This is a genomic window from Citrobacter sp. Marseille-Q5395, from assembly GCF_947057495.1.
GTDB lineage: Bacteria > Pseudomonadota > Gammaproteobacteria > Enterobacterales > Enterobacteriaceae > Citrobacter > Citrobacter murliniae.
In genome coordinates this window covers 12239-34609 of record NZ_CAMSEL010000005.1, presented here as the reverse complement: position 1 = coordinate 34609, position 22371 = coordinate 12239, and the positions used below count along the sequence as shown (strand labels likewise).

General features: G+C 51.9%; 21 protein-coding genes and 1 pseudogene. 11 read left to right on the top strand and 11 right to left on the bottom strand.

Annotation, left to right across the window (positions count from 1 at the left end; all coding sequences use genetic code 11):
* Positions 1-8 precede the first annotated feature (8 nt).
* Genes OH663_RS06425 through OH663_RS06415 form a run of 3 tightly spaced genes read left to right on the top strand, consistent with a single transcriptional unit; the run spans position 9 to position 2782 of the window.
* Positions 9-362 carry a DUF2620 domain-containing protein gene (locus tag OH663_RS06425; RefSeq protein ID WP_045448399.1) on the top strand — a complete coding sequence of 118 codons (354 nt, stop codon included), beginning with the start codon at positions 9-11 and terminating at the stop codon, positions 360-362.
* Between the two features lie 10 nt (positions 363-372).
* A complete protein-coding gene (locus tag OH663_RS06420) occupies positions 373-1677 on the top strand; it encodes a YhfT family protein (protein WP_200013180.1) in 1305 nt (434 codons plus the stop codon).
* Positions 1678-1687: 10 nt separating this feature from the next.
* The gene (locus OH663_RS06415; protein ID WP_200013181.1) at positions 1688-2782 is read left to right on the top strand and encodes an aminotransferase class I/II-fold pyridoxal phosphate-dependent enzyme; all 1095 of its coding nucleotides are present in this window, start codon (positions 1688-1690) and stop codon (positions 2780-2782) included.
* A gap of 80 nt (positions 2783-2862) precedes the next feature.
* On the opposite strand, the gene cysG is transcribed toward OH663_RS06415, so the two are convergent.
* From cysG to tsgA, 5 genes are all read right to left on the bottom strand, one after another.
* A complete protein-coding gene (gene cysG / locus OH663_RS06410) occupies positions 2863-4236 on the bottom strand; it encodes a siroheme synthase CysG (RefSeq protein WP_045448393.1) in 1374 nt (457 codons plus the stop codon).
* A gap of 26 nt (positions 4237-4262) precedes the next feature.
* Positions 4263-5066, bottom strand: coding sequence for a nitrite transporter NirC (gene nirC, locus OH663_RS06405; RefSeq protein ID WP_045449812.1), 804 nt, complete (start codon positions 5064-5066; stop codon positions 4263-4265).
* Between the two features lie 139 nt (positions 5067-5205).
* Positions 5206-5532, bottom strand: coding sequence for a nitrite reductase small subunit NirD (gene nirD, locus OH663_RS06400; protein ID WP_045448391.1), 327 nt, complete (start codon positions 5530-5532; stop codon positions 5206-5208).
* Positions 5529-8072: an NADPH-nitrite reductase large subunit gene (gene nirB / locus OH663_RS06395; protein WP_200013182.1), complete on the bottom strand. Its 2544-nt coding sequence runs from the start codon at positions 8070-8072 to the stop codon at positions 5529-5531. Before nirB ends, nirD begins: the two co-directional genes overlap by 4 nt.
* Before the next feature lie 338 nt (positions 8073-8410).
* Positions 8411-9592: an MFS transporter TsgA gene (gene tsgA / locus OH663_RS06390; RefSeq protein ID WP_045448387.1), complete on the bottom strand. Its 1182-nt coding sequence runs from the start codon at positions 9590-9592 to the stop codon at positions 8411-8413.
* A 277-nt stretch (positions 9593-9869) separates the two neighbouring features.
* Here tsgA and ppiA point away from each other — a divergent pair, with 277 nt between their 5' ends.
* The 5 genes from ppiA (at position 9870) to argD (ending at position 13206) form a co-directional block, all read left to right on the top strand.
* Positions 9870-10442 carry a peptidylprolyl isomerase A gene (gene ppiA / locus OH663_RS06385; protein WP_048222857.1) on the top strand — a complete coding sequence of 191 codons (573 nt, stop codon included), beginning with the start codon at positions 9870-9872 and terminating at the stop codon, positions 10440-10442.
* A gap of 106 nt (positions 10443-10548) precedes the next feature.
* Positions 10549-10716 (top strand): YhfG family protein, encoded by a 168-nt coding sequence (locus tag OH663_RS06380; RefSeq protein WP_200013183.1) that lies wholly within the window; start codon positions 10549-10551, stop codon positions 10714-10716.
* Entirely contained in the window at positions 10706-11308 is a 603-nt protein-coding gene (locus OH663_RS06375) for a putative adenosine monophosphate-protein transferase Fic (protein WP_045448383.1), read from the top strand. Before OH663_RS06380 ends, OH663_RS06375 begins: the two co-directional genes overlap by 11 nt.
* Positions 11309-11339: 31 nt before the next feature.
* Complete coding sequence (gene pabA / locus OH663_RS06370) at positions 11340-11903, top strand: aminodeoxychorismate synthase component 2 (RefSeq protein ID WP_263525705.1); 564 nt, start codon at positions 11340-11342, stop codon at positions 11901-11903.
* 85 nt (positions 11904-11988) lie between these two features.
* Positions 11989-13206, top strand: coding sequence for a bifunctional acetylornithine/succinyldiaminopimelate transaminase (argD, locus tag OH663_RS06365; protein ID WP_045448379.1), 1218 nt, complete (start codon positions 11989-11991; stop codon positions 13204-13206).
* A 43-nt stretch (positions 13207-13249) separates the two neighbouring features.
* Here argD and OH663_RS06360 read toward each other — a convergent pair whose 3' ends face one another.
* Both OH663_RS06360 and crp read right to left on the bottom strand, forming a co-directional pair.
* Positions 13250-15337: a YccS/YhfK family putative transporter gene (locus tag OH663_RS06360; protein WP_045448377.1), complete on the bottom strand. Its 2088-nt coding sequence runs from the start codon at positions 15335-15337 to the stop codon at positions 13250-13252.
* Positions 15338-15388: 51 nt separating this feature from the next.
* Positions 15389-16021: a cAMP-activated global transcriptional regulator CRP gene (crp, locus tag OH663_RS06355; protein ID WP_000242758.1), complete on the bottom strand. Its 633-nt coding sequence runs from the start codon at positions 16019-16021 to the stop codon at positions 15389-15391.
* A 309-nt stretch (positions 16022-16330) separates the two neighbouring features.
* On the opposite strand from crp, the gene OH663_RS06350 reads away from it, so the two are divergent.
* The gene (locus OH663_RS06350; protein ID WP_045448374.1) at positions 16331-16738 is read left to right on the top strand and encodes an OsmC family protein; all 408 of its coding nucleotides are present in this window, start codon (positions 16331-16333) and stop codon (positions 16736-16738) included.
* Between the two features lie 87 nt (positions 16739-16825).
* Here the strand turns inward: OH663_RS06350 and OH663_RS06345 are convergent, their stop codons facing one another.
* The 4 genes and pseudogenes from OH663_RS06345 to OH663_RS06330 form a co-directional block, all read right to left on the bottom strand.
* On the bottom strand, positions 16826-17695 hold the full coding sequence (locus OH663_RS06345; RefSeq protein ID WP_045448372.1) for a phosphoribulokinase: 870 nt from the start codon (positions 17693-17695) through the stop codon (positions 16826-16828).
* Positions 17696-17749: 54 nt separating this feature from the next.
* On the bottom strand, positions 17750-17968 hold the full coding sequence (locus OH663_RS06340; RefSeq protein WP_045448370.1) for a YheU family protein: 219 nt from the start codon (positions 17966-17968) through the stop codon (positions 17750-17752).
* Positions 17965-19033, bottom strand: a pseudogene (locus OH663_RS06335) (hydrolase). The gene OH663_RS06340 and the pseudogene OH663_RS06335 overlap by 4 nt, the downstream one beginning before the upstream one ends.
* 29 nt (positions 19034-19062) lie before the next feature.
* Positions 19063-19788: an NUDIX hydrolase gene (locus OH663_RS06330; protein WP_200013190.1), complete on the bottom strand. Its 726-nt coding sequence runs from the start codon at positions 19786-19788 to the stop codon at positions 19063-19065.
* A 189-nt stretch (positions 19789-19977) separates the two neighbouring features.
* Between OH663_RS06330 and prs the strand changes: the two genes are divergently transcribed.
* Positions 19978-20838, top strand: coding sequence for a ribose-phosphate diphosphokinase (prs, locus tag OH663_RS06325; protein WP_200013185.1), 861 nt, complete (start codon positions 19978-19980; stop codon positions 20836-20838).
* 14 nt (positions 20839-20852) lie between these two features.
* On the top strand, positions 20853-22343 hold the full coding sequence (locus OH663_RS06320) for a nicotinate phosphoribosyltransferase (RefSeq protein WP_200013186.1): 1491 nt from the start codon (positions 20853-20855) through the stop codon (positions 22341-22343).
* Positions 22344-22371: the final 28 nt, after the last annotated feature.

The window sequence follows — 22371 nt, the reverse complement described above, 5'->3', positions numbered from 1 at the left end:
ACAGAATCATGAAAAAGATTGGCGTTGCTGGCTTACAGCGTGAGCAGATTAAAAAAACTATCGAAACAGTGGCTCCTGGCTGCTTTGAAGTCTCTATTCATAACGATATGGAAGCGGCGATGAAGGTGAAATCCGGGCAACTGGATTACTACATTGGCGCTTGTAACACCGGTGCAGGCGCGGCGTTGTCGATTGCCATTGCTGTGATTGGTTACAACAAAAGCTGCACCATTGCCAAGCCGGGGATTAAGGCGAAAGACGACCATATTGCAAAAATGATTACGGAAGGAAAAGTCGCGTTTGGTCTCTCCGTTGAACACATTGAACACGCAATCCCAATGCTGATTAACCATCTGAAATAAAGGCACTAATATGGATCTGTATATTCAGATTATCGTGGTGGCCTGCCTGACCGGTATGACATCACTGCTGGCGCATCGGTCAGCTGCCGTATTCCATGACGGCATTCGCCCAATTCTGCCGCAGCTTATCGAAGGTAACATGAACCGCCGCGAGGCGGGGAGTATTGCCTTTGGTCTGAGCATTGGTTTTGTGGCGTCAGTGGGGATTTCGTTCACCCTGAAAACCGGGTTGCTCAACGCCTGGTTGCTGTTCCTGCCGACGGACATCCTCGGTGTGCTGGCGGCCAACAGTCTGCTGGCGTTTGGTATGGGGGCTATCTGGGGCGTATTGATCCTCACCTGCCTGCTGCCGGTAAACCAGTTGCTGACAGCGTTGCCGGTCGATGTGCTGGGGAGTCTGGGTGAGCTGAGCTCTCCGGTTGTTTCTGCATTCGCACTTTTTCCGCTGGTGGCGATTTTCTACCAGTTCGGCTGGCAACGTAGCCTTATCGCTGCGGTCGTGGTGCTGATGACCCGCGTTATTGTCGTGCGCTACTTCCCGCATCTGAACCCCGAATCGATCGAGATTTTCGTGGGGATGATCATGCTGCTGGCGATCGCTATCACGCACGACCTGCGTCATCGGGGCGATGAAGGAATGGATACCAGCGGGCTATCGGTGTTTGAAGAGCGTACCTCGCGGATCATTAAAAACCTGCCGTATATCGCGATTGTCGGGGCATTGATTGCAGTGGTTGCCAGTATGAAGATTTTCGCGGGTAGTGAGGTGTCCATCTTTACGCTGGAAAAAGCCTATTCCGCAGGTATTACACCGGAGCAGTCGCAAACACTGGTTAATCAGGCGGCATTAGCTGAATTTATGCGCGGTTTAGGTTTTGTGCCGTTGATTGCCACTACGGCGCTGGCGACCGGGGTGTACGCAGTGGCGGGCTTTACCTTTGTCTATGCCGTGGGCTATTTAGCGCCGAATCCGTGGATTGCGGCACTTCTTGGCGCACTGGTCATTTCCGCAGAAGTCCTGTTGCTGCGCTCTATCGGTAAATGGCTGGGACGTTATCCGTCCGTGCGTAACGCATCGGATAACATTCGTAACGCCATGAATATGTTGATGGAAATGGCGCTGCTGGTCGGCTCTATTTTTGCTGCGATTAAGATGGCGGGCTATACCGGTTTTTCTATCGCCGTCGCGATTTATTTCCTCAACGAATCGATTGGACGCCCGGTACAGAAAATGGCTGCACCCGTGGTGGCAGTGATGATAACCGGCATTGTGCTGAATATTCTTTACTGGTTGGGGCTGTTTGTCCCGGCATAAGGTGGCGTAAATGAAGACGTTTCCGTTGCAAAGTTTGACACTTGCTGAGGCGCAGCAAAAGCAGTTTGCGCTGGTAGACTCCCTCTGCCGCCACTTTCCCGGTGTAGATTTTCTGTCGGGCGGCGACCTGGGGCTGAGCCCTGGGTTGAATCAGCCCCGGGTGACGCAGCGAGTGGAACACGTGTTGGCTGATGCCTTTCATGCGGAAGCGGCGGTGTTGGTTCAGGGCGCAGGAACCGGGGCGATTCGCGCGGGGTTGGCGTCGTTACTCAAACCTGGGCAGCGGCTACTGGTGCATGTTGCGCCGGTTTATCCCACCACGATGGTGCTCGTTGAGCAGATGGGAATTGAGCTGGTCAGGGCCGACTTCAATGACCTTGCGGCATTAAGACAGGTTATCGCTGAACATCGCCCCGATGCAGCGCTGGTACAGCATACCCGTCAGCAGCCGCAGGACAGCTATGTGCTGGCTGAAGTACTGGCGGAGATTGCCCGGTGTGGGCTGCCAACGTTAACCGATGACAACTATGCGGTGATGAAAGTTGACCGTATTGGCTGTGAATGTGGGGCGACGCTCTCTACCTTCTCCTGTTTTAAGCTCTTTGGGCCGGAAGGGGTGGGGGCGGTGGTTGGCAAGGCGGATATTATCGGTAGAATCCGTGCGACACAGTATTCCGGCGGCTGCCAGATTCAGGGAGCGCAGGCGTTGGAGGTACTTCGGGGGCTGGTTTTCGCCCCAGTGATGCATGCGGTGCAGGCAGGCGTGTCTGAGCGATTGCTAACGTACCTGAATAGCGGGGGGCTTCCCGAGGTGAAACTGGCGGCGATCGCTAATGCGCAGTCGAAGGTTCTGATCGTCGAGTTTCATCAGCCGATAGCTAAAAGGGTATTGGAAGAGGCGCAAAAACGAGGGGCGCTGCCGTATCCGGTGGGTGCGGAGTCGAAATATGAGCTCCCTCCTCTGTTTTATCGCCTCTCCGGGACTTTTCGTGAAGCCAGTCCGGGGCTTGAGGAATATGCGATTCGCATTAATCCAAACCGTAGTGGAGAGCAAACGGTGCTACGTATTTTGCGGGAAAGCATTAAGCAAGTCATGACTGGCTGAAAATGGGTGACGACAGGCATAAAAAAACCGGGAAACTCCCGGTTTTTTTATTGGCTTCATACTGCAGTGTTAGCGTCGAATTAGTGATTCGAAAACCAGTTCAGCTTATCGCGCAATCCAACAACACGACCAACAATAATCAGGGCCGGACTTTCAACCTGCTGCGCCAGTTCACCGAGTTGCGTCAGCGCTCCGTTGACGACGCGTTGTTTAACGGAGGTTCCGTTTTCTACCAGCGCAACCGGCATATCAGCCTGCATACCAAACTCGATCAATTTTTCCTGGATAGTGGCAGCCTGGTTCAGTCCCATATAGAACACCAGTGTCTGCTTTTCTGCTGCCAGGTTTTCCCAGTCCAGCTCGCCGCCAGTTTTCAGGTGGCCGGTGACCAGACGTACGCTCTGGGCGTAATCTCGATGTGTCAGTGGAATACCCGAATATGCAGAGCAGCCAGAAGCTGCGGTAATGCCTGGAACCACAGAGAACGGAATGCCTGCGTGGCACAGCGTTTCCAGCTCTTCGCCACCGCGTCCAAAGATGAACGGATCGCCGCCTTTCAGGCGTACTACGCGTTTGCCCTGTTGCGCTTCGCGTAGGAGGATCTGGTTAATTTCTTCCTGCGGTACACAGTGATAGCCTGCGCGTTTACCGACAAATACACGATCTGCATCGCGGCGCACAAGGTTCATGATGTCATCAGAAACCAGGCGGTCATACACCACGACATCGGCCTGCTGGATCTGCTGTAGTCCTTTCAGCGTCAGCAGCCCAGCGTCACCAGGGCCGGCGCCAACCAGTACCACTTCACCTCGATGATCCAGCGGTTCGCTGAGCAACTGTTCGGTGGTTTCCTCAATCGCTTTCTGATCGTTATTTGCCAGCGATTGCGCCAGACGATCGTTAACGAACAACTTTTCCCAGAAACGGCGACGTTCGCCCATGCTGGCAAACTGTTTTTTCACCCGGGAACGTAGTTGCCCCGCATACTGCGCGACCTGGCCCAGATGCTGCGGTAACACGGATTCGAGCCGTTCACGCAGCAGGCGGGCAAGGACAGGTGAGGTGCCACCAGAGGAGACTGCCACCATTAACGGCGAGCGGTCGATAATGGAAGGCATGATGAAACTGGCGGCTTTTGGCGCATCGACCACGTTACAGAAAATACGTCGTGATTCAGCGGCATTGCTGACGCGAAGGTTGACGGCATCGTCATCGGTTGCGGCGATCGCCAGCCAGCAGGAGTCGAGCAGGGCTTCATCGAACGGCCCTTCAACCAGCGTCAGCATTCCTTCATTTGCCCATACGGTAAACTGAGGAATAAACGCAAGTGCATTAACCGTTAAACGGGCACCCGCTTCCAGCAGTAACCGCGCTTTGCGTTCTGCGACATCACCACCGCCGACGATCAAGCAGTCGCGGTCACGTAGTTGACAAAATATAGGCAAATGATCCACGACATTACCCCTTAATGATTTGGCTGTTATGCCAGATTCTCAGTTTGGTTGATTTTTGCCGGAACAGGGCGCTCCGATTTTGGCGTAGCATACCAATAACCCAATCCCATGAATACGACACCGGACAAAGTATTACCTAGTGTTACCCACAGCAGATTATGACCAATTCCAGCCAACGTATAAGCATCGCTGTGGTGACCGAACCATGAGAGGGCAAACAGCGTCATATTGGCAACAGAGTGCTCGTAGCCGGAAGCGATAAAAGCCAGCAGGCACCACCAGATAGCGAGGAATTTCGCCGCACCTTCAGTACGGATTGCCATCCAGATCGCCAGGCAAACCAGCCAGTTACACAGCGCACCTTTAAAGAACAGTACTGTTGCAGGTGCGGTGGTTTTTGCCAGTGCTACCGTATGTACGATGCTGGTATCGACCGGTAACAGGCTGCCGCCGCCCCAGCTGTACAGCAGGGCAACGAATACGGAACCGACCAGATTTCCCAGCCAGGTTTGCGGCAGAATTGCCCACATCTGGCTGTGGCTGATGGTGCCCGCTTTCACGCCAAGTGTCAGAAACATTGTGTGGCCGGTGAACAGTTCAGAACCGGCGATAATCACCAGCGTTAAGGCAATACCAAAGGTTGCACCCATTACCAGAGGACGTACGGATGGGTCGAGCAGATTACCGAGAGTAAAAATAAGGATGATGCCGAGGCCAACGTAGGCCCCTGCCATAGCTGAGCTGACCCAGAAGCCAAGTGGATTATTAGCCGACAGGCGTGCAATGCGCGCAGCGTTAGCCGCACACTTATTAATAGTGTCTGTGAACATATGTTGATTATCCTTGAAGTACAAAAATAAAAAGAAATCGTAACCGTAGGCCGGATGGCGCTATGCTTATCAGGACTACCAATAAAAGAACTACAAATACGTCAAAAAAGGGGAGGCATTGCGCCTCCCTAAAAATTAATTAACCGCGCAGTTGCACCATGCCGTCTTTCACCCGAGCTTCGTAATGTTTTACAGAAAACTGTTCGTCTTCCATGCACAGACCGTCGCTTAAGCGAAAACGCTGTTTTTTCAGCGGGCTGGCAACCCACAATTCGCCCTGATGTTCAGCAATCAGCCCGCGAGAAAGCACGCTGGACTCAAAGAACGGGTCGATATTGCTGATCGCAAACACCTGATCGCTGTGATATGGGCGGAAAATAGCAACCTGCTCAGTACCTAACAGGGCGCAGACGCCTGTTGCAGGCAGAATGTCATCGATTTTGCAGATGTTTTTCCACTGGCTCATGCGTTTTCCTCCACCAGAGTGACCGGGATGCGCTCATATGGCGTGGCCGGACGATGTTGTTCACGTTCAGGCACAACCTGGACATTCGGATCGCGTTTATCGCTGTTGATAAAGTGTTTAAAACGAACCTGTGCAGATGGGGTGTTGACGGTTTCCGTCCACTCGCACACGACGGCTTCACGCAGACGCGCCATTTCTTCTTCCAGGTGTTCATTCAGACCCAGTTTGTCGTCAATAATGACGGACTTCAGATACTCAATGCCGCCTTCCAGGTTATCTAACCACGGTGCGGTACGGGTCAGTTTGTCTGCAGTACGAATGTAGAACATCATGAAACGATCAAGATATTTGAGCAGCGTTTCGCGATCGATATCCGCCGCCAGCAGATCAGCATGGCGTGGTTTCATCCCGCCGTTACCACAAACGTACAGGTTCCAGCCTTTTTCAGTGGCGATGATACCCACGTCTTTACCCTGGGCTTCAGCGCACTCACGGGTACAACCAGAGACACCAAATTTCATTTTGTGCGGCGTACGAATGCCCTTGTAGCGGTTTTCCAGCTCAACGCCGAAACCTACGCTGTCACCCACGCCATAGCGGCACCAGGTGCTGCCTACGCAGGTTTTCGCCATACGTAATGCTTTAGCGTACGCATGACCAGTTTCGAAGCCCGCTTCAATCAGCTGACGCCAGATTTCCGGCAGGTCATCTTTCTGCGCACCGAACAGGCCAATACGTTGAGAGCCGGTGATCTTGGTGTACAGGTTGAATTCGCGTGCGATACGACCAACGGCAACCAAACCTTCCGGAGTAATTTCACCACCTGCAGAACGCGGGATAACGGAGTAAGTACCGTCTTTCTGGATGTTCGCCAGGAAGTTGTCGTTAGTATCCTGCAGCGGCGTGTGCTGCGGTTTAAGAATGTATTCATTCCAGCAGGAGGCCAGCAGGGAGCCAACGGTCGGTTTACACACTTCACAGCCGTAACCTTTACCGTGTTTTGCCAGCAACTCTTCGAAGGTTTTAATACCTTCCACACGGATGAGATGGAACAGTTCCTGACGCGAATACGGGAAGTGTTCGCACAGGTTGTTGTTGACTTCAATCCCTTGTTTCGCCAGTTCAGCATTCAGTACCTGGGTAACCAGAGGAATACACCCGCCGCAACCGGTACCGGCTTTGGTTTCAGCCTTCAGCGCCGCAACGGTATGGCAGCCTTTGTTGATAGCGGCGACCAGCATGCCTTTGGTGACGTCAAAGCAGGAGCAAATTTGCGCGCTGTCCGGCAGCTTATCCACGCCTATTGAGGGTTTACCGCTGCCTGCGTGCGCTGGCAGAATCAGTGAATCCGGATTTTCCGGCAATTCGATATCGTTCAGCACCAGCTGCAACAGGTTACCGTAATCGCTGGTGTCACCCACCAGGACCGCACCGAGTAGCGTTTTGTTATCTTCGCTGACAATCAGGCGTTTGTAGACTTCTTTGCTTTCGTCGAGATAGACGTAGCTGCGGGCACCCGGCGTGCGTGCGTGTGCGTCGCCAATACCGCCAACATCGACACCCAGCAGCTTCAGTTTGGCACTCAGATCCGCGCCTTCGAAGGCATTTTCGCTACCGAGAATATGGTCAACAGCGACCTGCGCCATTTTGTAACCAGGGGCAACCAGGCCATAAACACGGTTGTTCCAACTGGCGCATTCGCCAATGGCGTAGATATCCGGGTCAGAGGTCTGGCAGGCATCGTTAATCACGATACCGCCGCGTGGTGCCACGTCCAGGCCGCACTGGGTTGCCAGTTTGTCGCGCGGGCGAATACCCGTGGAGAAAACGATAAAGTCAACTTCCAGTTCGCTACCGTCGGCAAAACGCATGGTTTTACGTGCTTCAGTACCTTCCTGGACGATCTCTTTCGTGTTTTTGCTGGTGTGCACACGCACGCCCATGCTTTCAATTTTGCGACGTAACTGTTCGCCACCCATATGATCCAGCTGTTCAGCCATCAGCATCGGGGCGAATTCAATTACGTGGGTTTCAACGCCTAAGCTTTTCAGGGCGCCGGCGGCTTCCAGACCTAACAAGCCACCACCGACAACGGCACCGCGTTTGCTACGGCGAGCGCAGGATTCAATGGCATTGAGATCTTCGATGGTGCGGTAAACGAAACAGTCCTGAGTTTCTGAGCCTTTAATTGGCGGGATCCACGGGAAGGACCCGGTCGCCATGATCAGTTTATCGTAATAGACCGTACGGCCTGCGCTGGAGTGGATCACCTTCTCCTGACGGTTGATGGTAATCGCGCGTTCACCGACTAATACTTTAACGCCATGCTTCTCGTAGAATCCCTCGCGCACCAATGACAGTTCTTCAGCGGTGTGGTGAGAGAAGTAAGAAGACAGGTGTACACGGTCGTATGCTTTGCGGGGTTCTTCACAGAAGACGGTAATATCAAACTTGTCCGCATCAGATTTATCAAGAAGATCCTCAATAAAGCGATGGCCGACCATACCATTACCAATAATAGCGAGTCTGACTTTGCTCATTTTTGCCTCGATTTCTTTTCTATTACTGCCTACCTTAACGATTCAGCAACCCCGCTTATTGATACAAATCAAATTCGCCCTTATATACTCCTTAAGAGGTATATAACTGATTTGTCAGCATTTTTATAAGTCACGGAATTGACAGGCTTTTCATGTTTGTATGAAAAGCATACAAATCGAAGGGTTTTGGCGTGAGTTATCCTGCCTCTTAAGATTGCGAGGTCTACGCAGTCTGGAGAAGGGAAGGCGGATGATCAAAGGCCGGATGGTCATCCGGCCTGGGGAATGCTTTTATACGCCGGATAAGGTGCTTTAACATCATTATCCGGTATTCAGATTTAATGTGCGGCTGGTGTGCTGTGCTGACGATGGCGCGTAACGAATCCAAGGATAAAGCACATCACGAACACCACGGCATACAGTCCGTTAGCCGTCTGTAATGCAGCCAGAGGACCACTGTGGGCGACAATAGGGCCAGTGACCACGAAGGTCAGCATGGTACCAATAGTGCCGCAGGTCAGTACGAAATTAACCAGTTTTGGTGATGCGACTTTAGTCTGCTGAGAGCCGAGGGTGATAATAGTGGTATAGATCGCGCTGGAGAAGAAGCCCAGTGTCAGAATGAACCACGGCATATGCTCTGGCGTGCCAGTGATGAACAGATACATCAGCACAGTAGCCAGACCGGCCAGTACGGTCAGAATGCGCTGCAAATCAAAGAAACGAAGGATAAAGCTAAACGCCCACATGCCGACCATGTAAGACATCCAGAAGTCACTCACCAGTTTACCCGCATCGTTCAGGCTCATACCGAGGCTTTTGGCGTATTCCGGTACCCAGGAGATAAAACCAAGTTGACCAAGGATGTAGCACAATGCAGCAATAGCCAGGAACAGCACACCTATGCCCCATTTCTCTTTCGCCACTGGTGTTTCCGGCTGCTGTGCATGTTTACCCAGCGCCGGGAATTCACAGCCGAAGGTCAGAATGAAAATCGCGACATAAACCAGGCCAATGCAAGCGTAAACCCAATACCATTCAATGCTGCGTGCCAGCAGGAATGCCGCGACCATTGGGAAAATCATCCCTGCCATGCTGAAGAATGAATCGGTAAACAACAGACGGGAACCACGCTGGCGACCTTCATACATCTGGGTAACCAGGAATGTCCCAATTGACATGGTGATACCACTGACCAGGCCCAGTACAAACATCGCCGCTGAGAACAGCGCCAGACTATGGCTGAGCATCAGCCCGGCGACGGCCAGCACCATCAGGACGAAGCCAAAACGCAATTGCGTTTTCAGGGGCACAATTTCCATCAGCCAGGCATTGAGAAAAATAGAGATCAGGATCCCGGCATTCAGGAAGGTGAAAGTGTTACTCATACTGGAAACAGGCAAATGAAAATATTCTGCGATGTTTCCCATCACCATCCCGGTGACAATTACCAACGCACCTGTCAGGGCGTAAGAGAGAAAGCTAATCCATGTGAGCTTGATACGATTGCTGTTAGTCATGACTGGCCTGTATTGAAGTGTAAAGCGCGTTGACAGCGCTATGAGCGGGCAGATTTTAGGCGTTTTAGTGATGTATTTAAATGTTTATTGGTAAATTGTGTTTGCGTTACATTTTTTAATGTGATCAAAATCACTTTATAAGGTTTGGGTGGCGGGATAATCCGCATCGTTACATTTGTTTCAGGTTCGTAAAATTAAGTAAAGGGATGGCCTTGTCCATGAAGGCTCTTTAGAATCAATTCACTTGCTTTATTTCTGCTCTTGTTAAGGAATTCTCATGCTCAAATCGACTCTGGCGGCTGTTGCAGCTGTTCTCGCCCTTTCTGCTCTCTCTCCCGCAGCACTGGCAGCGAAAGGTGACCCACATGTCCTGCTGACAACCTCTGCCGGTAACATTGAGCTGGAGCTGAATAGCCAGAAAGCCCCGGTATCAGTGCAAAATTTTGTCGATTATGTAAATAGCGGTTTCTATAACAACACCACGTTTCACCGTGTGATCCCTGGCTTTATGGTACAGGGTGGTGGTTTTAACGAGCAGATGCAGCAGAAGAAACCTAATCCGCCAATCAAGAATGAAGCCGATAATGGACTGCGTAATACCCGCGGTACCATTGCCATGGCACGTACTGCGGACAAAGACAGCGCGACCAGTCAGTTCTTTATCAACATTGCGGACAACGCCTTCCTTGATCATGGCCAGCGCGACTTTGGTTACGCTGTCTTCGGTAAAGTTGTGAAGGGTATGGATGTCGCGGATAAGATTTCTCAGGTTCCGACTCATGATGTCGGTCCATACCAGAACGTGCCATCAAAACCGATTGTTATCCTGTCAGCGAAAGTCCTGCCATAATCGAATTTTGCGCGGGCAGTTCCTGTCCGCGTTCTCTCCCTTCTCTGCGTAACCCGAAATTGCTGCTTATACTTGTGGCAAGTGTCGGCACATTCAGGGAGGTCACGTGAAAAAACTCACCGATAAACAAAAGTCCAGTCTCTGGGTACAACGGCGAAACGGCAATTTTCAGGCTAGCCGGCGGCTGGAAGGCGTGGATATTCCACGGGTTACTCTGAGCGCTGAAGACGCACTGGTGCGCCTTGAAGAATTGAGGAGGCACTATGAGCGATAAATTTGGTGATGGACGTGATCCCTATTTGTATCCAGGTCTGAACGTCATGCGTAATCGTCTGGGCGTTCATCAAACTCAGCGTCTTGAGCAGGCCGCCTGGGAGTTGACGGCGTTGCGTGCGGCGACGATTGAGCTGGGGCCGCTAAAACGGGGCCTGCCGCATCTGTGTGCTATCCATCGCCAGCTGTATCAGGATATTTTCGACTGGGCAGGTCATCTGCGTGAGGTCGACATTTATCAGGGGGATACCCGTTTCTGCCATTTTGCATATATCGAGAAAGAGGGTAATGCGCTGATGCAGGATCTTGAAGAAGAGTCCTGGCTGGCAGGATTACCGGAAGAAAAATTTGTCGACCGGCTCACGCATTATTATTGCGAAATTAATGTGTTGCATCCGTTTCGTATCGGCAGCGGTTTGGCGCAACGTATTTTCTTTGAGCAGTTAGCGATTCATGCCGGGTATGTGCTCAACTGGAATGGCATTCAGGTCGCGGAGTGGAACCTGGCAAATCAAAGTGGTGCAATGGGTGACCTGTCTGCGTTGCGAGCGATATTTCGTAAAGTGGTAAGCGTAGCCGAGGAAACTGAGTAGAATAGCGCGGTTCTTATGTACCGGAGCCGCCATGATCCTGCTTATCGATAACTACGATTCTTTTACCTGGAACCTGTATCAATACTTCTGTGAACTGGGCGCTGATGTTCTCGTCAGGCGTAACGACGAGTTGACGTTGCCGCAAATTGACACGCTTAATCCGCAAAAAATCGTTATTTCTCCCGGACCCTGCACCCCGGATGACGCCGGGATCTCGTTGGATGTGATTCGACATTTTGCGGGAAAAACGCCCATGTTGGGTGTTTGCCTGGGGCACCAGGCGATGGCACAGGCATTTGGCGCGACCGTGGTTCGGGCGGCGAAAGTGATGCACGGTAAAACATCACCGATTACGCATAACGGACAGGGGGTGTTTCAGGGACTCGTGAACCCGTTAACGGTCACGCGCTATCACTCGCTGGTTGTTGCCCCTGCGACACTCCCTGATTGTTTTGAGGTAACGGCCTGGAGCGACACCAGGGAGATCATGGGGATTCGCCATTGGGAGTGGGATCTTGAAGGGGTACAGTTTCACCCAGAGAGTATTCTCAGTGAACAGGGGCATCAGCTGCTGGCTAATTTCCTCAACCGTTGATTTGTGGTTGCTATTCAGTGATTTTTTATTCATATTTTGTGATTATAATTTCACTAACATTTCTGCTTAACTGGGTGGTAATGACATGGCAACTGAACAAACTGCAATTACGCGCGCGACATTCGATGAAGTGATTCTGCCGATTTATGCACCGGCGGAGTTTATTCCGGTAAAAGGGAAAGGGAGTCGAGTCTGGGATCAACAAGGGAAAGAATATGTTGATTTCGCGGGTGGAATTGCCGTTACCGCATTAGGGCATTGTCATCCGGCACTGGTCGAAGCGTTGAAAAGCCAGGGCGAAACGTTGTGGCATACCAGCAACGTTTTCACTAATGAGCCTGCTCTGCGCTTAGGCCGCAAAATCATCGACGCGACCTTTGCCGAACGTGTGCTGTTCATGAACTCTGGTACTGAAGCTAACGAAACCGCTTTTAAGCTGGCGCGTCACTATGCCTGTGTACGCCATAGCCCCTTTAAAACCAAAATTATCGCCTTCCATAATGCGTTTCATGGTCGCTCACTGTTTACCGTTTCCGTGGGCGGACAGCCAAAATATTCTGATGGCTTTGGTCCAAAACCGGCGGACATTATTCATGTGCCGTTTAACGATCTGCATGCAGTGAAAGCAGTGATGGACGACCACACCTGTGCGGTGGTGGTTGAGCCAATTCAGGGGGAAGGTGGCGTAACCGCAGCGACACCAGAATTTCTGCAAGGCCTGCGTGAATTGTGCGATCAGCACCAGGCACTGTTGGTATTTGATGAAGTGCAGTGCGGGATGGGGCGTACAGGTGACCTGTTTGCCTATATGCATTTCGGTGTGACGCCGGATATCCTGACCAGCGCCAAAGCCCTCGGCGGCGGATTCCCGGTGAGTGCTATGCTAACGACTCAGGAGATCGCCTCGGCGTTTCATGTGGGATCTCACGGTTCGACCTATGGCGGTAATCCTTTGGCCTGCGCGGTTGCAGGAGCGGCGTTCGATATTATCAATACCCCGGAAGTGCTGGAGGGTATTCAAGCCAAACGTCAGACGTTTGTTCAACATTTACAGAAGATTGATGCGCAGTATGACATTTTTAGCGACATTCGCGGCATGGGCTTGTTGATCGGTGCGGAACTGAAGCCACAGTTCAGAGGCCGGGCACGTGATTTCCTTTACGCTGCAGCGCACGAAGGGGTGATGGTGCTGAATGCTGGCCCGGACGTAATGCGTTTTGCGCCGTCGCTAGTGGTGGATAAAACGGACATTGATGAAGGCATGCAGCGCTTTGCGCAGGCGGTAGCGAAGGTCGTCGCCTGATTACCCGATAGTGCGCTGCTTTCAGGCCTACAGGAAAACAGCGTTAACCCTTCATGTCTCGCAACCGGCGGCTAAGCCAGATGCCATGATGCGGCCTTTGACGCCATGCTACCGACGAAATGGTGTGCATGGTGTTCAGGTGGCCAAGTATACGTTGCAGATGCTGTTCCAGGGTGCTTAACGGGCCTTGGGACAGCATTTCCGAAGACTCGAGAATATTCACATCGCCGGAACTTCCCGGCCCGTCATACTCCAACCGCTGCTGGCAACGCTGGATAGCAATTTCACAGGATTCCAGATACCGCTGTGCTAAATCCGGCGTCAGTATCGTATGTTCCCTTGCCAGAGTGGTCATCGCGTTAATGTGCTCGACAATAAACTGGCTGTGCGTAACCCACAGTTTCATATCTGCCAGATAGTGTGAGTTAAACCCTGGTTCCTGCATCGCCTGGTTCAGTGAGTTAAACAGAGTGTTATGCGCCTGATTAACCCGCATACGCTGATATGCCAGCGGTGTAGCCTGCGGGTCGTTGCTGAGAATCAGGCGAATGGCTTCCTGATCGGATTCTAGCGCATCGTGGGCGTTCTTACGCAGCAGGCCGCTCTGCCATTGCGGCCACAGCCAGAGTGTGCCGCCAAAGGCGATCAAACAGCCCATCACCGTATCGACAAAGCGCGGTACGATAAACTGCTCCCCATTCAGCGTCAGTAGTTGCAGGGTATACACTGCCGTGACAGTAAAACCTACTGTGGCCCAGCCGTAGTTTTTGCGGATAATCAGGTAGCTCACCAAAGTGATAAGCAACATAGCCGCCAGCGTGAAACCCTCGGGGATATGGAAGTGCAATGTGACGCCAGCGATGATAAGCCCAACGAGAGTACCTGCCGAGCGATGCAGAATACGCACCCGGGTTGCGCCGTAGCCATTTTGCGTGACGAACAATATCGTCATCAGGATCCAGTATGGTTTTGGCAAATGTAAGGCGCTACCCATCAGGCTGGCGATACTTAACATGACGCTGATACGCCCCGCATTACGCAGCGCAGGGGATTTAAACGACAAATAGCTTTTCAGAGCAGGGAGCAACGGCAATCGGCGCTGCTTATCAGCCATCAAATCCCGGGCATAAAGCGGGCGCTGGGTACGCAGCACGCGGGCAATGCGGCTAAAGTGCCAGTAGCAGAACTGTCCAACGGGATTATCCGGATGCTGCCTGGCAATTTTTTCCAGGGTGCCAATCTGCTTTTCCATTGAAAATCGCGTAGGCAAGCGGTGATACAAAATGTCATCTGCCAGCACTCGTAGTCGGGCGGCGACAGTTCGCGCATTCCAGCGAATTACCTGCTCTGCATGGCTGCGTTCGACCAGTTTCTGCACCTCTTCCGGTTGATGCAGGCTGACGGAAATATGCTCCTGTAAATCCAGAGCCTCCTGAAAGGCACGCAGCAGGCGTTTGTACTCATTGTTGTGATGTGCCGACAGCATGTGCATCTGCTGATAACACTGGGTAATGAGATCGACTGCTTTCTGCTGGCGTATCAGCAGCGGAGGCAGCGCTTTTTCAGGATCGATGTGCTGGGTCAGCAGACTGTATTTAGCCTCACAGTAATCGGCCAGTTCGCGGTATAGCAGGCTGAGTGATTCACGTAGCGGCTGCTCGCGCCACAGCCAAAACCAGAACCAGTTGAACAGACCGTACCACAATGTACCCAGCGCATAGATTAACAGTGGCTCCCAGACGGGCATGTTCCCGGCAAGGCTAAGCGTGAAAATTGCAGCAATGAGCGAGGCAGGCAACAATCGTGCATGCAGAGGACTTAACTCTGCAGTTACGCCGAGAATAAGCGTCAGGCCGGTGAGGATCAGCGGTAACGGTATGGTCTGCGCCAGTAGTAGTTGCATGATCAAACTGCATCCGGCAAACAGCGACGCACCAATAATTAAGCGTTTAAAAAAGCGTTTATGTGGGGTGTCAAGACCGGCAATGTTGCAGCAGGCTGGGACGAGGGAGAAAAGCAGCCCCAGATGTAGTTGACCGATGATAAGACCGACACCCACAGGTAAACACAGCACCAGCGTCTGTCGTAGTGCGTAGTTGATCTCGGGGTGATAAATCAGTCTTCGCCACATCAGTGTAAACAAAAATGGCGCATTACTGAGTAACGCGCCATTTTGGCGGAATTAACGTGTGCCGTAAACGACGATGGTTTTACCGTGCGCGGAGATCAGGTTTTGATCTTCCAGCATCTTCAGGATGCGACCAACGGTTTCACGGGAGCAACCCACGATCTGGCCAATTTCCTGACGGGTGATTTTGATCTGCATGCCGTCCGGGTGAGTCATCGCATCAGGTTGTTTCGCCAGGTTCAACAGCGTCTGGGCGATACGGCCTGTCACGTCGAGGAAGGCAAGGTTACCCACTTTCTCGGACGTAACTTGCAGACGACGAGCCATCTGGGAAGACAGACGCATCAGAATATCCGGGTTCACCTGGATTAACTGACGGAATTTTTTGTATGAAATTTCAGCGACTTCACATGCGGTTTTAGCTCGTACCCAGGCGCTACGTTCCTGGCCTTCTTCGAACAGGCCCAGTTCGCCAATAAAATCGCCCTGATTCAGATAAGAGAGGATCATTTCCTTCCCTTCTTCATCTTTGATCAGCACTGCCACTGAGCCTTTAACGATGTAATACAACGTTTCCGCTTTTTCACCCTGGTGAATCAGCGTGCTCTTCGATGGGTACTTATGAATATGGCAATGAGACAAGAACCATTCGAGAGTCGGGTCTGTTTGCGGTTTGCCAAGCACCATGCGCGGTTATCCTCTGTTATAAGCTGTCTCCAGAGCCAGAAAACGACGCTGCCTCTGGGGTTGCAAAAATGTGCTTCCCGCTACCTGGGAAGGGGGCTGCTAAAAAGTGCACTGCAGCCTGTAATGTGATGTCCTCTGCATACATGCAGTACGTCATTGTATTACTGTAGCATCCCGACTGTTTTAGCATAGCTTTCGCCGTGTGTCTCCTGGTGTCTCGCTTCAGCATGACGCAGGTCGCCTTCCGTTGCGAGAATTGTTATGTGCGCGTAATCTGTCAGGAAAATTGAAACATTGGAGTTACGAATTATGCAAGCGCGTGTAAAGTGGGTTGAGGGGTTAACCTTCCTTGGTGAGTCCGCCTCTGGCCACCAAATTCTGATGGACGGTAACTCCGGTGATAAAGCGCCGAGCCCGATGGAAATGGTGTTAATGGCTGCGGGTGGTTGCAGCGCAATTGATGTGGTGTCGATCCTGCAAAAGGGTCGCCAGGATGTGACCAACTGTGAAGTGAAACTCACCTCTGAACGTCGTGAAGAAGCACCGCGTCTTTTTACCCATATCAATCTGCATTTCATTGTCACCGGCCATGACCTGAAAGATGCCTCCGTGTCCCGCGCGGTAGATCTTTCGGCTGAGAAATATTGCTCCGTGGCGTTGATGCTGGAAAAAGCGGTGAATATCACCCATTCCTATGAAGTGATTGCTGCTTCGTAATGCACGCCTGATGGCGTCATACTTATCAGGCCTGCATGATGTAAACCCGTAGGCCGGATAAGGCATCAGCCGCCATCCGGCAACACTTCACTCGATCCTCTTTCCTTCCATCAGTCGTTGCACTAACGGCAGCATGATCAATTCCATTGCCAGCCCCATCTTGCCACCCGGTACGACTAACGTATTGATGTGGGAGATGAATGAACCCTGCAGCATCGCCAGCAACCAGGGATAATCGATCCCTTCCAGGTTGCGGAAATGAATCACCACAAAGCTCTCATCCAGTGACGGAATACTCTTGGCCGCAAAGGGATTGGAGGTGTCGACAGTTGGCACACGCTGGAAGTTAATATGCGTGCGGGAAAACTGTGGAGTGATGTAATTGATGTAGTCGTCCATTGAACGCACGACCGAGTCCATCACCGCTTCACGTGAGTGTCCGCGCTCGCTGGTATCACGGGTCAGTTTCTGAATCCATTCCAGGTTGACGATTGGCACAACGCCAACCAGCAGGTCGACATGTCGCGCCACATTTTGTTGCGGAGTGACGACACCGCCGTGCAGTCCTTCGTAGAACAGAACGTCAGTCGGCTCAGGTAGTGGTTGCCAGGGGGTAAACGTACCTGGAACCTGGTTCCACGGAACGGCTTCGTCGTAAGTGTGCAGATATTTACGCGACTGGCCTTTTCCTGCCTGACCATACTCAATGAAGGTTTGTTCTAACAGGCCGAAGTCATTGGCTTCGGGGCCGAAATAGCTGATATGCCGTCCGGCATCGCGCGCTTTGCGGATCGCCATGTCCATTTCCGGGCGGGTATAGCGATGAAAACTGTCACCTTCCACCTCGGCAGCACGCAGATTTAACTGCGCGAAAATTTTACGAAACGCGAGGCTGGTGGTGGTGGTCCCCGCGCCGCTGGATCCTGTTACCGCAATCACCGGATGTTTGGCAGACATAACAACTCCATAAATAGGTTGGTTTTTTTATTATAGTCAGCCGTCGGCAGCGGATTACTCGTGAAGCTGTTTCCTTGGCATAATGTTGACCGTTTCATGCAGTTCGGACCACACCAGCACGGCTTCACCAGATTGTAGTTGGCGTTTGACGTCGGCGACTTTTTGTTCGAGCGAGCGTTCATGTTCACCATAATCGGTGCCTTCGCGCAAGACAAAGCTTTCAATCAGGTTGTCCAGTGCTTCCGGGGAGATATCCTGCCACGGGATCATCATGATGACGCCTCCAGGTATGTTGTCAGCCAGTCTGGGATACGGGATTCCAGCCACATCTCAGGATGGCGCAATGTGCCACCAATAAATCCGACGTGTCCGCCGTGTTCGGTTAACTGATATTCCACCTGCGATGGCAGGTTTTCCGGTTTGGGGATCACATGATGATCCATAAAAGGATCGTCTTTGGCATGAATAATCAGCGTCGGTTTGGCGATCTGATTCAATAACGGCATGGCACTACACTGACGATAATAGTCTATAGCATCGGCAAAACCGTGGATTTTGGCGGTGATGAGATCGTCAAAATCGCGAATGCGGCGCAGGGATTTCAGTTGCGCCAGACTGACCGGCAGTGAGCCTGGATAGGCTTCGAGTTTACGTGAGGCATTGGCTTTTAAAAGATTGAGCAGATAGCGCTGATAGACCCGGGAGAAACCTTTCTCCATATGGTAGCTACAGGCTTCGAGCACGAAAGGTGCGGATACAATAACCGCCGCATCTATCGGAATGTCTCGCCCTTCTTTTGCCAGCAGGCATGCCAGCATATTGCCGCCGAGCGAATAACCTACCGCCGCAGTTGGTACGCGGCCGTATTCACGTTCCAGCCAGTGTAAAAACCAGGTGCCGTCTTCGGTTTCGCCGGAGTGATAAATTCGGTTCAGGCGATTCGGTTCGCCACTACAGCCGCGAAAGTGCATCACCACACCCAGCCAGCCGCGCTTTTGCGCTGCTTCAATCAGTCCATGAGCATATGGACTATTCAGGCTACCTTCCAGGCCGTGAAAAACCACCAGACGCGGTTTATGTTTTGCCTGCTGTGGATCTTCACTCCAGGCCAGATCGACAAAGTCGCCATCAGGTAACTCGAGCCGCTGCCAGTGGGCGTCGAACTTCACTTTACGGCGAATCAAACGCGGTAGCATCGTCTGTAGATGGCGATTACGGATCCCGCGCATCGGACGGAATTCTCGTGAATCGTCGGCGGATGGGGTCATTTCTGTAGGAGTGATTTCAACCATAACACCAGAGCAATCAATAAACGGAATGAGCAACTATACCGCGCAGAAGGCCTGCGGGTTAGTCAATATGTAAGTTTACGCTAAGTCAGTCAGTAGGTTACGCGAGAAAAGATGGATATCCACGCCGGGTTTACGCCGCCATAAACGGGCTTTTCGCGTGCCTGTCGCCATACTTTCACCGGTATCTTCAAACATGCCTGATGCTTCAAAGCGGCGGATCAGACTTTTACGCTGAATGGACTGGCCAAGGATTACCTCAGTGGCTTCCTGGAGCTGACCATGAGTAAAGGTATCCGGTAAACAGTAAACGGGCAGTAAAGAATACATCGTTTTTTGCCGTAGCCGATACAGGGCCGCCTCAATGATTTTCTGGTGGTCAAATGCGAGTGGATAGTCGGCAAGTTTATCAACAGGAACCCAACGGGCATCACTGACGCTGGCAATGTGCGGCTCACAGTCTACCCAGGCGATCAAGGCGAACCAGGTGACGGTCAGGCTCCAGCCGCGCGGATCACGATCTGGTCCGGAAAACGTATCCAGTTGTTCCAACCAGGAAGGAGAAACACCTGTTTTTTCAGTGAGTTTACGCATTGCCGTGGCACGGGTGGAATCATCGTGGGCCATATCAATGAAGCCACCGGGTAATCCCCAGCACCCCTTTTGTGGCTGGTTTGCCCGTTCTACCAGCAACACACACAGCGCCTGTTGATGCAGGGTAAACAACACACTATCCACTGTCACCAAAGGGGAGGGAAAGCGGCGGGCATCATACTGATTCAGATAGTCAGCTTCGGTGGTCATAAGGTACTCACGATGATTTGCAACGCTCACAAGTGTACCAGCCCAACCATGGGGGGCAAGTTTCGTTTTTTCTTGTTACTTATCAGTTGATTATCACCATGGTGAAGATTAATGCATATTATGCTTGCTTTAAATATGTCTTAAGGACATTATTAATTGTGTCTAAGGGACACAATTAAGGGGAGAGCGATGAGCGTAAAATTGACATTAACCCTGGATGAGCAGGTGTACACAATTGCCAGCGGTGTTTTTCCTGACGGGGCCGCCTGGTTGAAAGTAACCGATGCGTTGCCATCCTCTGCTCGTCTGATGCGCATTCGGGCGATGGCAATGCGTGATATGAACGACTTTATGCTGGTGGCGCAACTAGTGGAAGCGGTTCGCCACCAAACCGATGTACTGGTCAGTCACCTCGAACTCCCCTGGCTGCCATGGGCGCGCCAGGACCGACATATGGTCGCGGGTGACAGCTTTGCGCTGAAAGTCTTTGCCAGTCAGCTCAATACACTGAAGTTTGACAAGGTAAAAGTGCTCGACCCACACAGCGAAGCCGCGGCAGCGGCAATAGATAACTTTGTGGCTATTTCGCAGGAGACCTGTCTGCAACAAAGCGCGACCCTGCTGCGCCAGTTTCAACAAAAAGCGTTGATGCTGGTTGCACCAGATGCCGGATCGTTGAAGAAAATTGATGCTGTCGCCAGAGCGGTAGGTGTCTCTGAATATGCCATTCTGAGCAAAAAACGTGATGTGGCAACTGGCAATCTGACCGGGTTTGCACTGGTTGCGGGGAATGTTAAGGGCAGAGATCTGCTGATTATTGACGACCTGTGTGATGCCGGTGGCACCTTTATTGGATCAGCTCAGGTTTTACGTGATGCCGGAGCCCGCAGCGTTAGCCTGTATGTCACCCACGGTATCTTTTCTAAGGGTGTTGAACATTTGTTCGCCAACGGAATCGATGCCATCTACACCACAACCTCTTTAGCTGCATCTGCGCTGGCACATCCGCAGCTTGAACTTATCGATATTGACGCGATTTACCGCGCCTGAGGGAGATAATTATTATGAAAATGAACCCTATTCTGGCCATCGACGGCTACAAAGTTTCTCACCGCGTACAGTATCCGCAAGGAACCAGCCGGGTCTATTCCAACTTTACGCCACGCAGCGATCGCTTTTTTTCGTCACCACTGCCGGATGGCAAGTTGGTGTTCTTCGGTCTGCAGGGATTTCTGCAGTGGTTTCTGATCGACCTGTTTAACGAGGCGTTCTTTGCTCGAGCGCAGGAAGAGGTGGTAAAGGAATACAAGCAGGTAATGGACAGCTATCCTGGAAAAGATGCTGTAGCGGTTGACCACATTCGTGCGCTGCACCAGTTGGGTTATTTGCCACTGCATATCAAGGCGCTGGATGAAGGTAGCAAAGTTCCGATGGCGGTGCCGGTATTAACCATCATCAATACCAAACCTGAGTTTTTCTGGCTGGTGAATTACCTTGAGACTGTGTTGTCGGCGGAACTGTGGAAAGCGTCAACTAACGCTACTATTGCTCACCACTATCGCAAAATCTGCGAACGTTGGGCGGAGAAAACCTGTAGCGATCAGACACATCTCGATTTCCAGTGTCATGATTTTTCATTTCGGGGCATGTCTGGTTTGCAGGATACCATGCAGGCAGGAAGCGGGCATCTGCTGAGTTTTAAAGGTACTGACAGCATTCCATCGTTGCTCTATGCCCGCGATTATTACACTGACGGCGAAGGATATTTTATCGGCGCCAGTATTCCCGCAACTGAGCACAGCGTAATGTGTATGGGGGAGCGCGAGCATGAGATTGAAACTTTTCGTCGCCTGATTGCTGATCTCTACCCGCAGGGATTTGTGTCGATAGTCTCAGATACCTGGGACTACTGGCAGGTGTTGACGGAATATACCCTTGAACTAAAGCACATCATTTTGGCGCGTGAGGGCCGGGTAGTATTCCGCCCGGACAGCGGTAATCCGGTAGATATTCTGTGCGGCACCGGCGCGGATGAAGATTCTCGTGCCGATCGTACCCCGCAGGAGAAAGGCTCAGTGGAAGTGCTGTGGGAAATTTTTGGCGGCACGATTAACTCCAAAGGGTATAAGGTGCTCGACCCACATGTCGGGTTGATCTATGGCGATTCCATTACCCTTGAGCGGGCGAATGAAATCCTGCGTCGCCTGGAAGCAAAAGGATTTGCCAGTTCAAATGTGGTATTTGGGGTTGGTTCATTCACTTATCAGTACAGCACGCGTGATACATTTGGTTTTGCGATGAAAGCAACATGGGGGGAGGTTGACGGTAAAGGACGGACGATCTTTAAAGAGCCGAAAACCGACAATGGTCTGAAACGTTCAGCCCGGGGACTGCTGCGCGTCGCGCGTGATGATCAAGGTGAGCTATGCCTGCATGATGAACAAAACTGGGGACAGGAGATGGAAGGAGAGTTGAAAACGCGCTTTCTTGACGGCAAGCTTTTCAATCGTGAACATTTCGAACAAATTCGCCAGCGTCTGGCGACGCAACGCTAACTTACATCCTCCCATTAATCTTTCGCTA

Bases quoted from the DNA above. Each gene is read 5' to 3' on its own strand.
- OH663_RS06425 (WP_045448399.1), top strand. From the start codon at position 9: ATGAAAAAGATTGGCGTTGCTGGCTTACAGCGTGAGCAGATTAAAAAA.
- OH663_RS06420 (WP_200013180.1), top strand. From the start codon at position 373: ATGGATCTGTATATTCAGATTATCGTGGTGGCCTGCCTGACCGGTATG.
- OH663_RS06415 (WP_200013181.1), top strand. From the start codon at position 1,688: ATGAAGACGTTTCCGTTGCAAAGTTTGACACTTGCTGAGGCGCAGCAA.
- nirC (WP_045449812.1), bottom strand. From the start codon at position 5,066: ATGTTCACAGACACTATTAATAAGTGTGCGGCTAACGCTGCGCGCATT.
- nirD (WP_045448391.1), bottom strand. From the start codon at position 5,532: ATGAGCCAGTGGAAAAACATCTGCAAAATCGATGACATTCTGCCTGCA.
- nirB (WP_200013182.1), bottom strand. From the start codon at position 8,072: ATGAGCAAAGTCAGACTCGCTATTATTGGTAATGGTATGGTCGGCCAT.
- tsgA (WP_045448387.1), bottom strand. From the start codon at position 9,592: ATGACTAACAGCAATCGTATCAAGCTCACATGGATTAGCTTTCTCTCT.
- ppiA (WP_048222857.1), top strand. From the start codon at position 9,870: ATGCTCAAATCGACTCTGGCGGCTGTTGCAGCTGTTCTCGCCCTTTCT.
- OH663_RS06375 (WP_045448383.1), top strand. From the start codon at position 10,706: ATGAGCGATAAATTTGGTGATGGACGTGATCCCTATTTGTATCCAGGT.
- pabA (WP_263525705.1), top strand. From the start codon at position 11,340: ATGATCCTGCTTATCGATAACTACGATTCTTTTACCTGGAACCTGTAT.
- argD (WP_045448379.1), top strand. From the start codon at position 11,989: ATGGCAACTGAACAAACTGCAATTACGCGCGCGACATTCGATGAAGTG.
- OH663_RS06360 (WP_045448377.1), bottom strand. From the start codon at position 15,337: ATGTGGCGAAGACTGATTTATCACCCCGAGATCAACTACGCACTACGA.
- crp (WP_000242758.1), bottom strand. From the start codon at position 16,021: ATGGTGCTTGGCAAACCGCAAACAGACCCGACTCTCGAATGGTTCTTG.
- OH663_RS06350 (WP_045448374.1), top strand. From the start codon at position 16,331: ATGCAAGCGCGTGTAAAGTGGGTTGAGGGGTTAACCTTCCTTGGTGAG.
- OH663_RS06345 (WP_045448372.1), bottom strand. From the start codon at position 17,695: ATGTCTGCCAAACATCCGGTGATTGCGGTAACAGGATCCAGCGGCGCG.
- OH663_RS06340 (WP_045448370.1), bottom strand. From the start codon at position 17,968: ATGATGATCCCGTGGCAGGATATCTCCCCGGAAGCACTGGACAACCTG.
- OH663_RS06330 (WP_200013190.1), bottom strand. From the start codon at position 19,788: ATGACCACCGAAGCTGACTATCTGAATCAGTATGATGCCCGCCGCTTT.
- prs (WP_200013185.1), top strand. From the start codon at position 19,978: ATGAGCGTAAAATTGACATTAACCCTGGATGAGCAGGTGTACACAATT.
- OH663_RS06320 (WP_200013186.1), top strand. From the start codon at position 20,853: ATGAAAATGAACCCTATTCTGGCCATCGACGGCTACAAAGTTTCTCAC.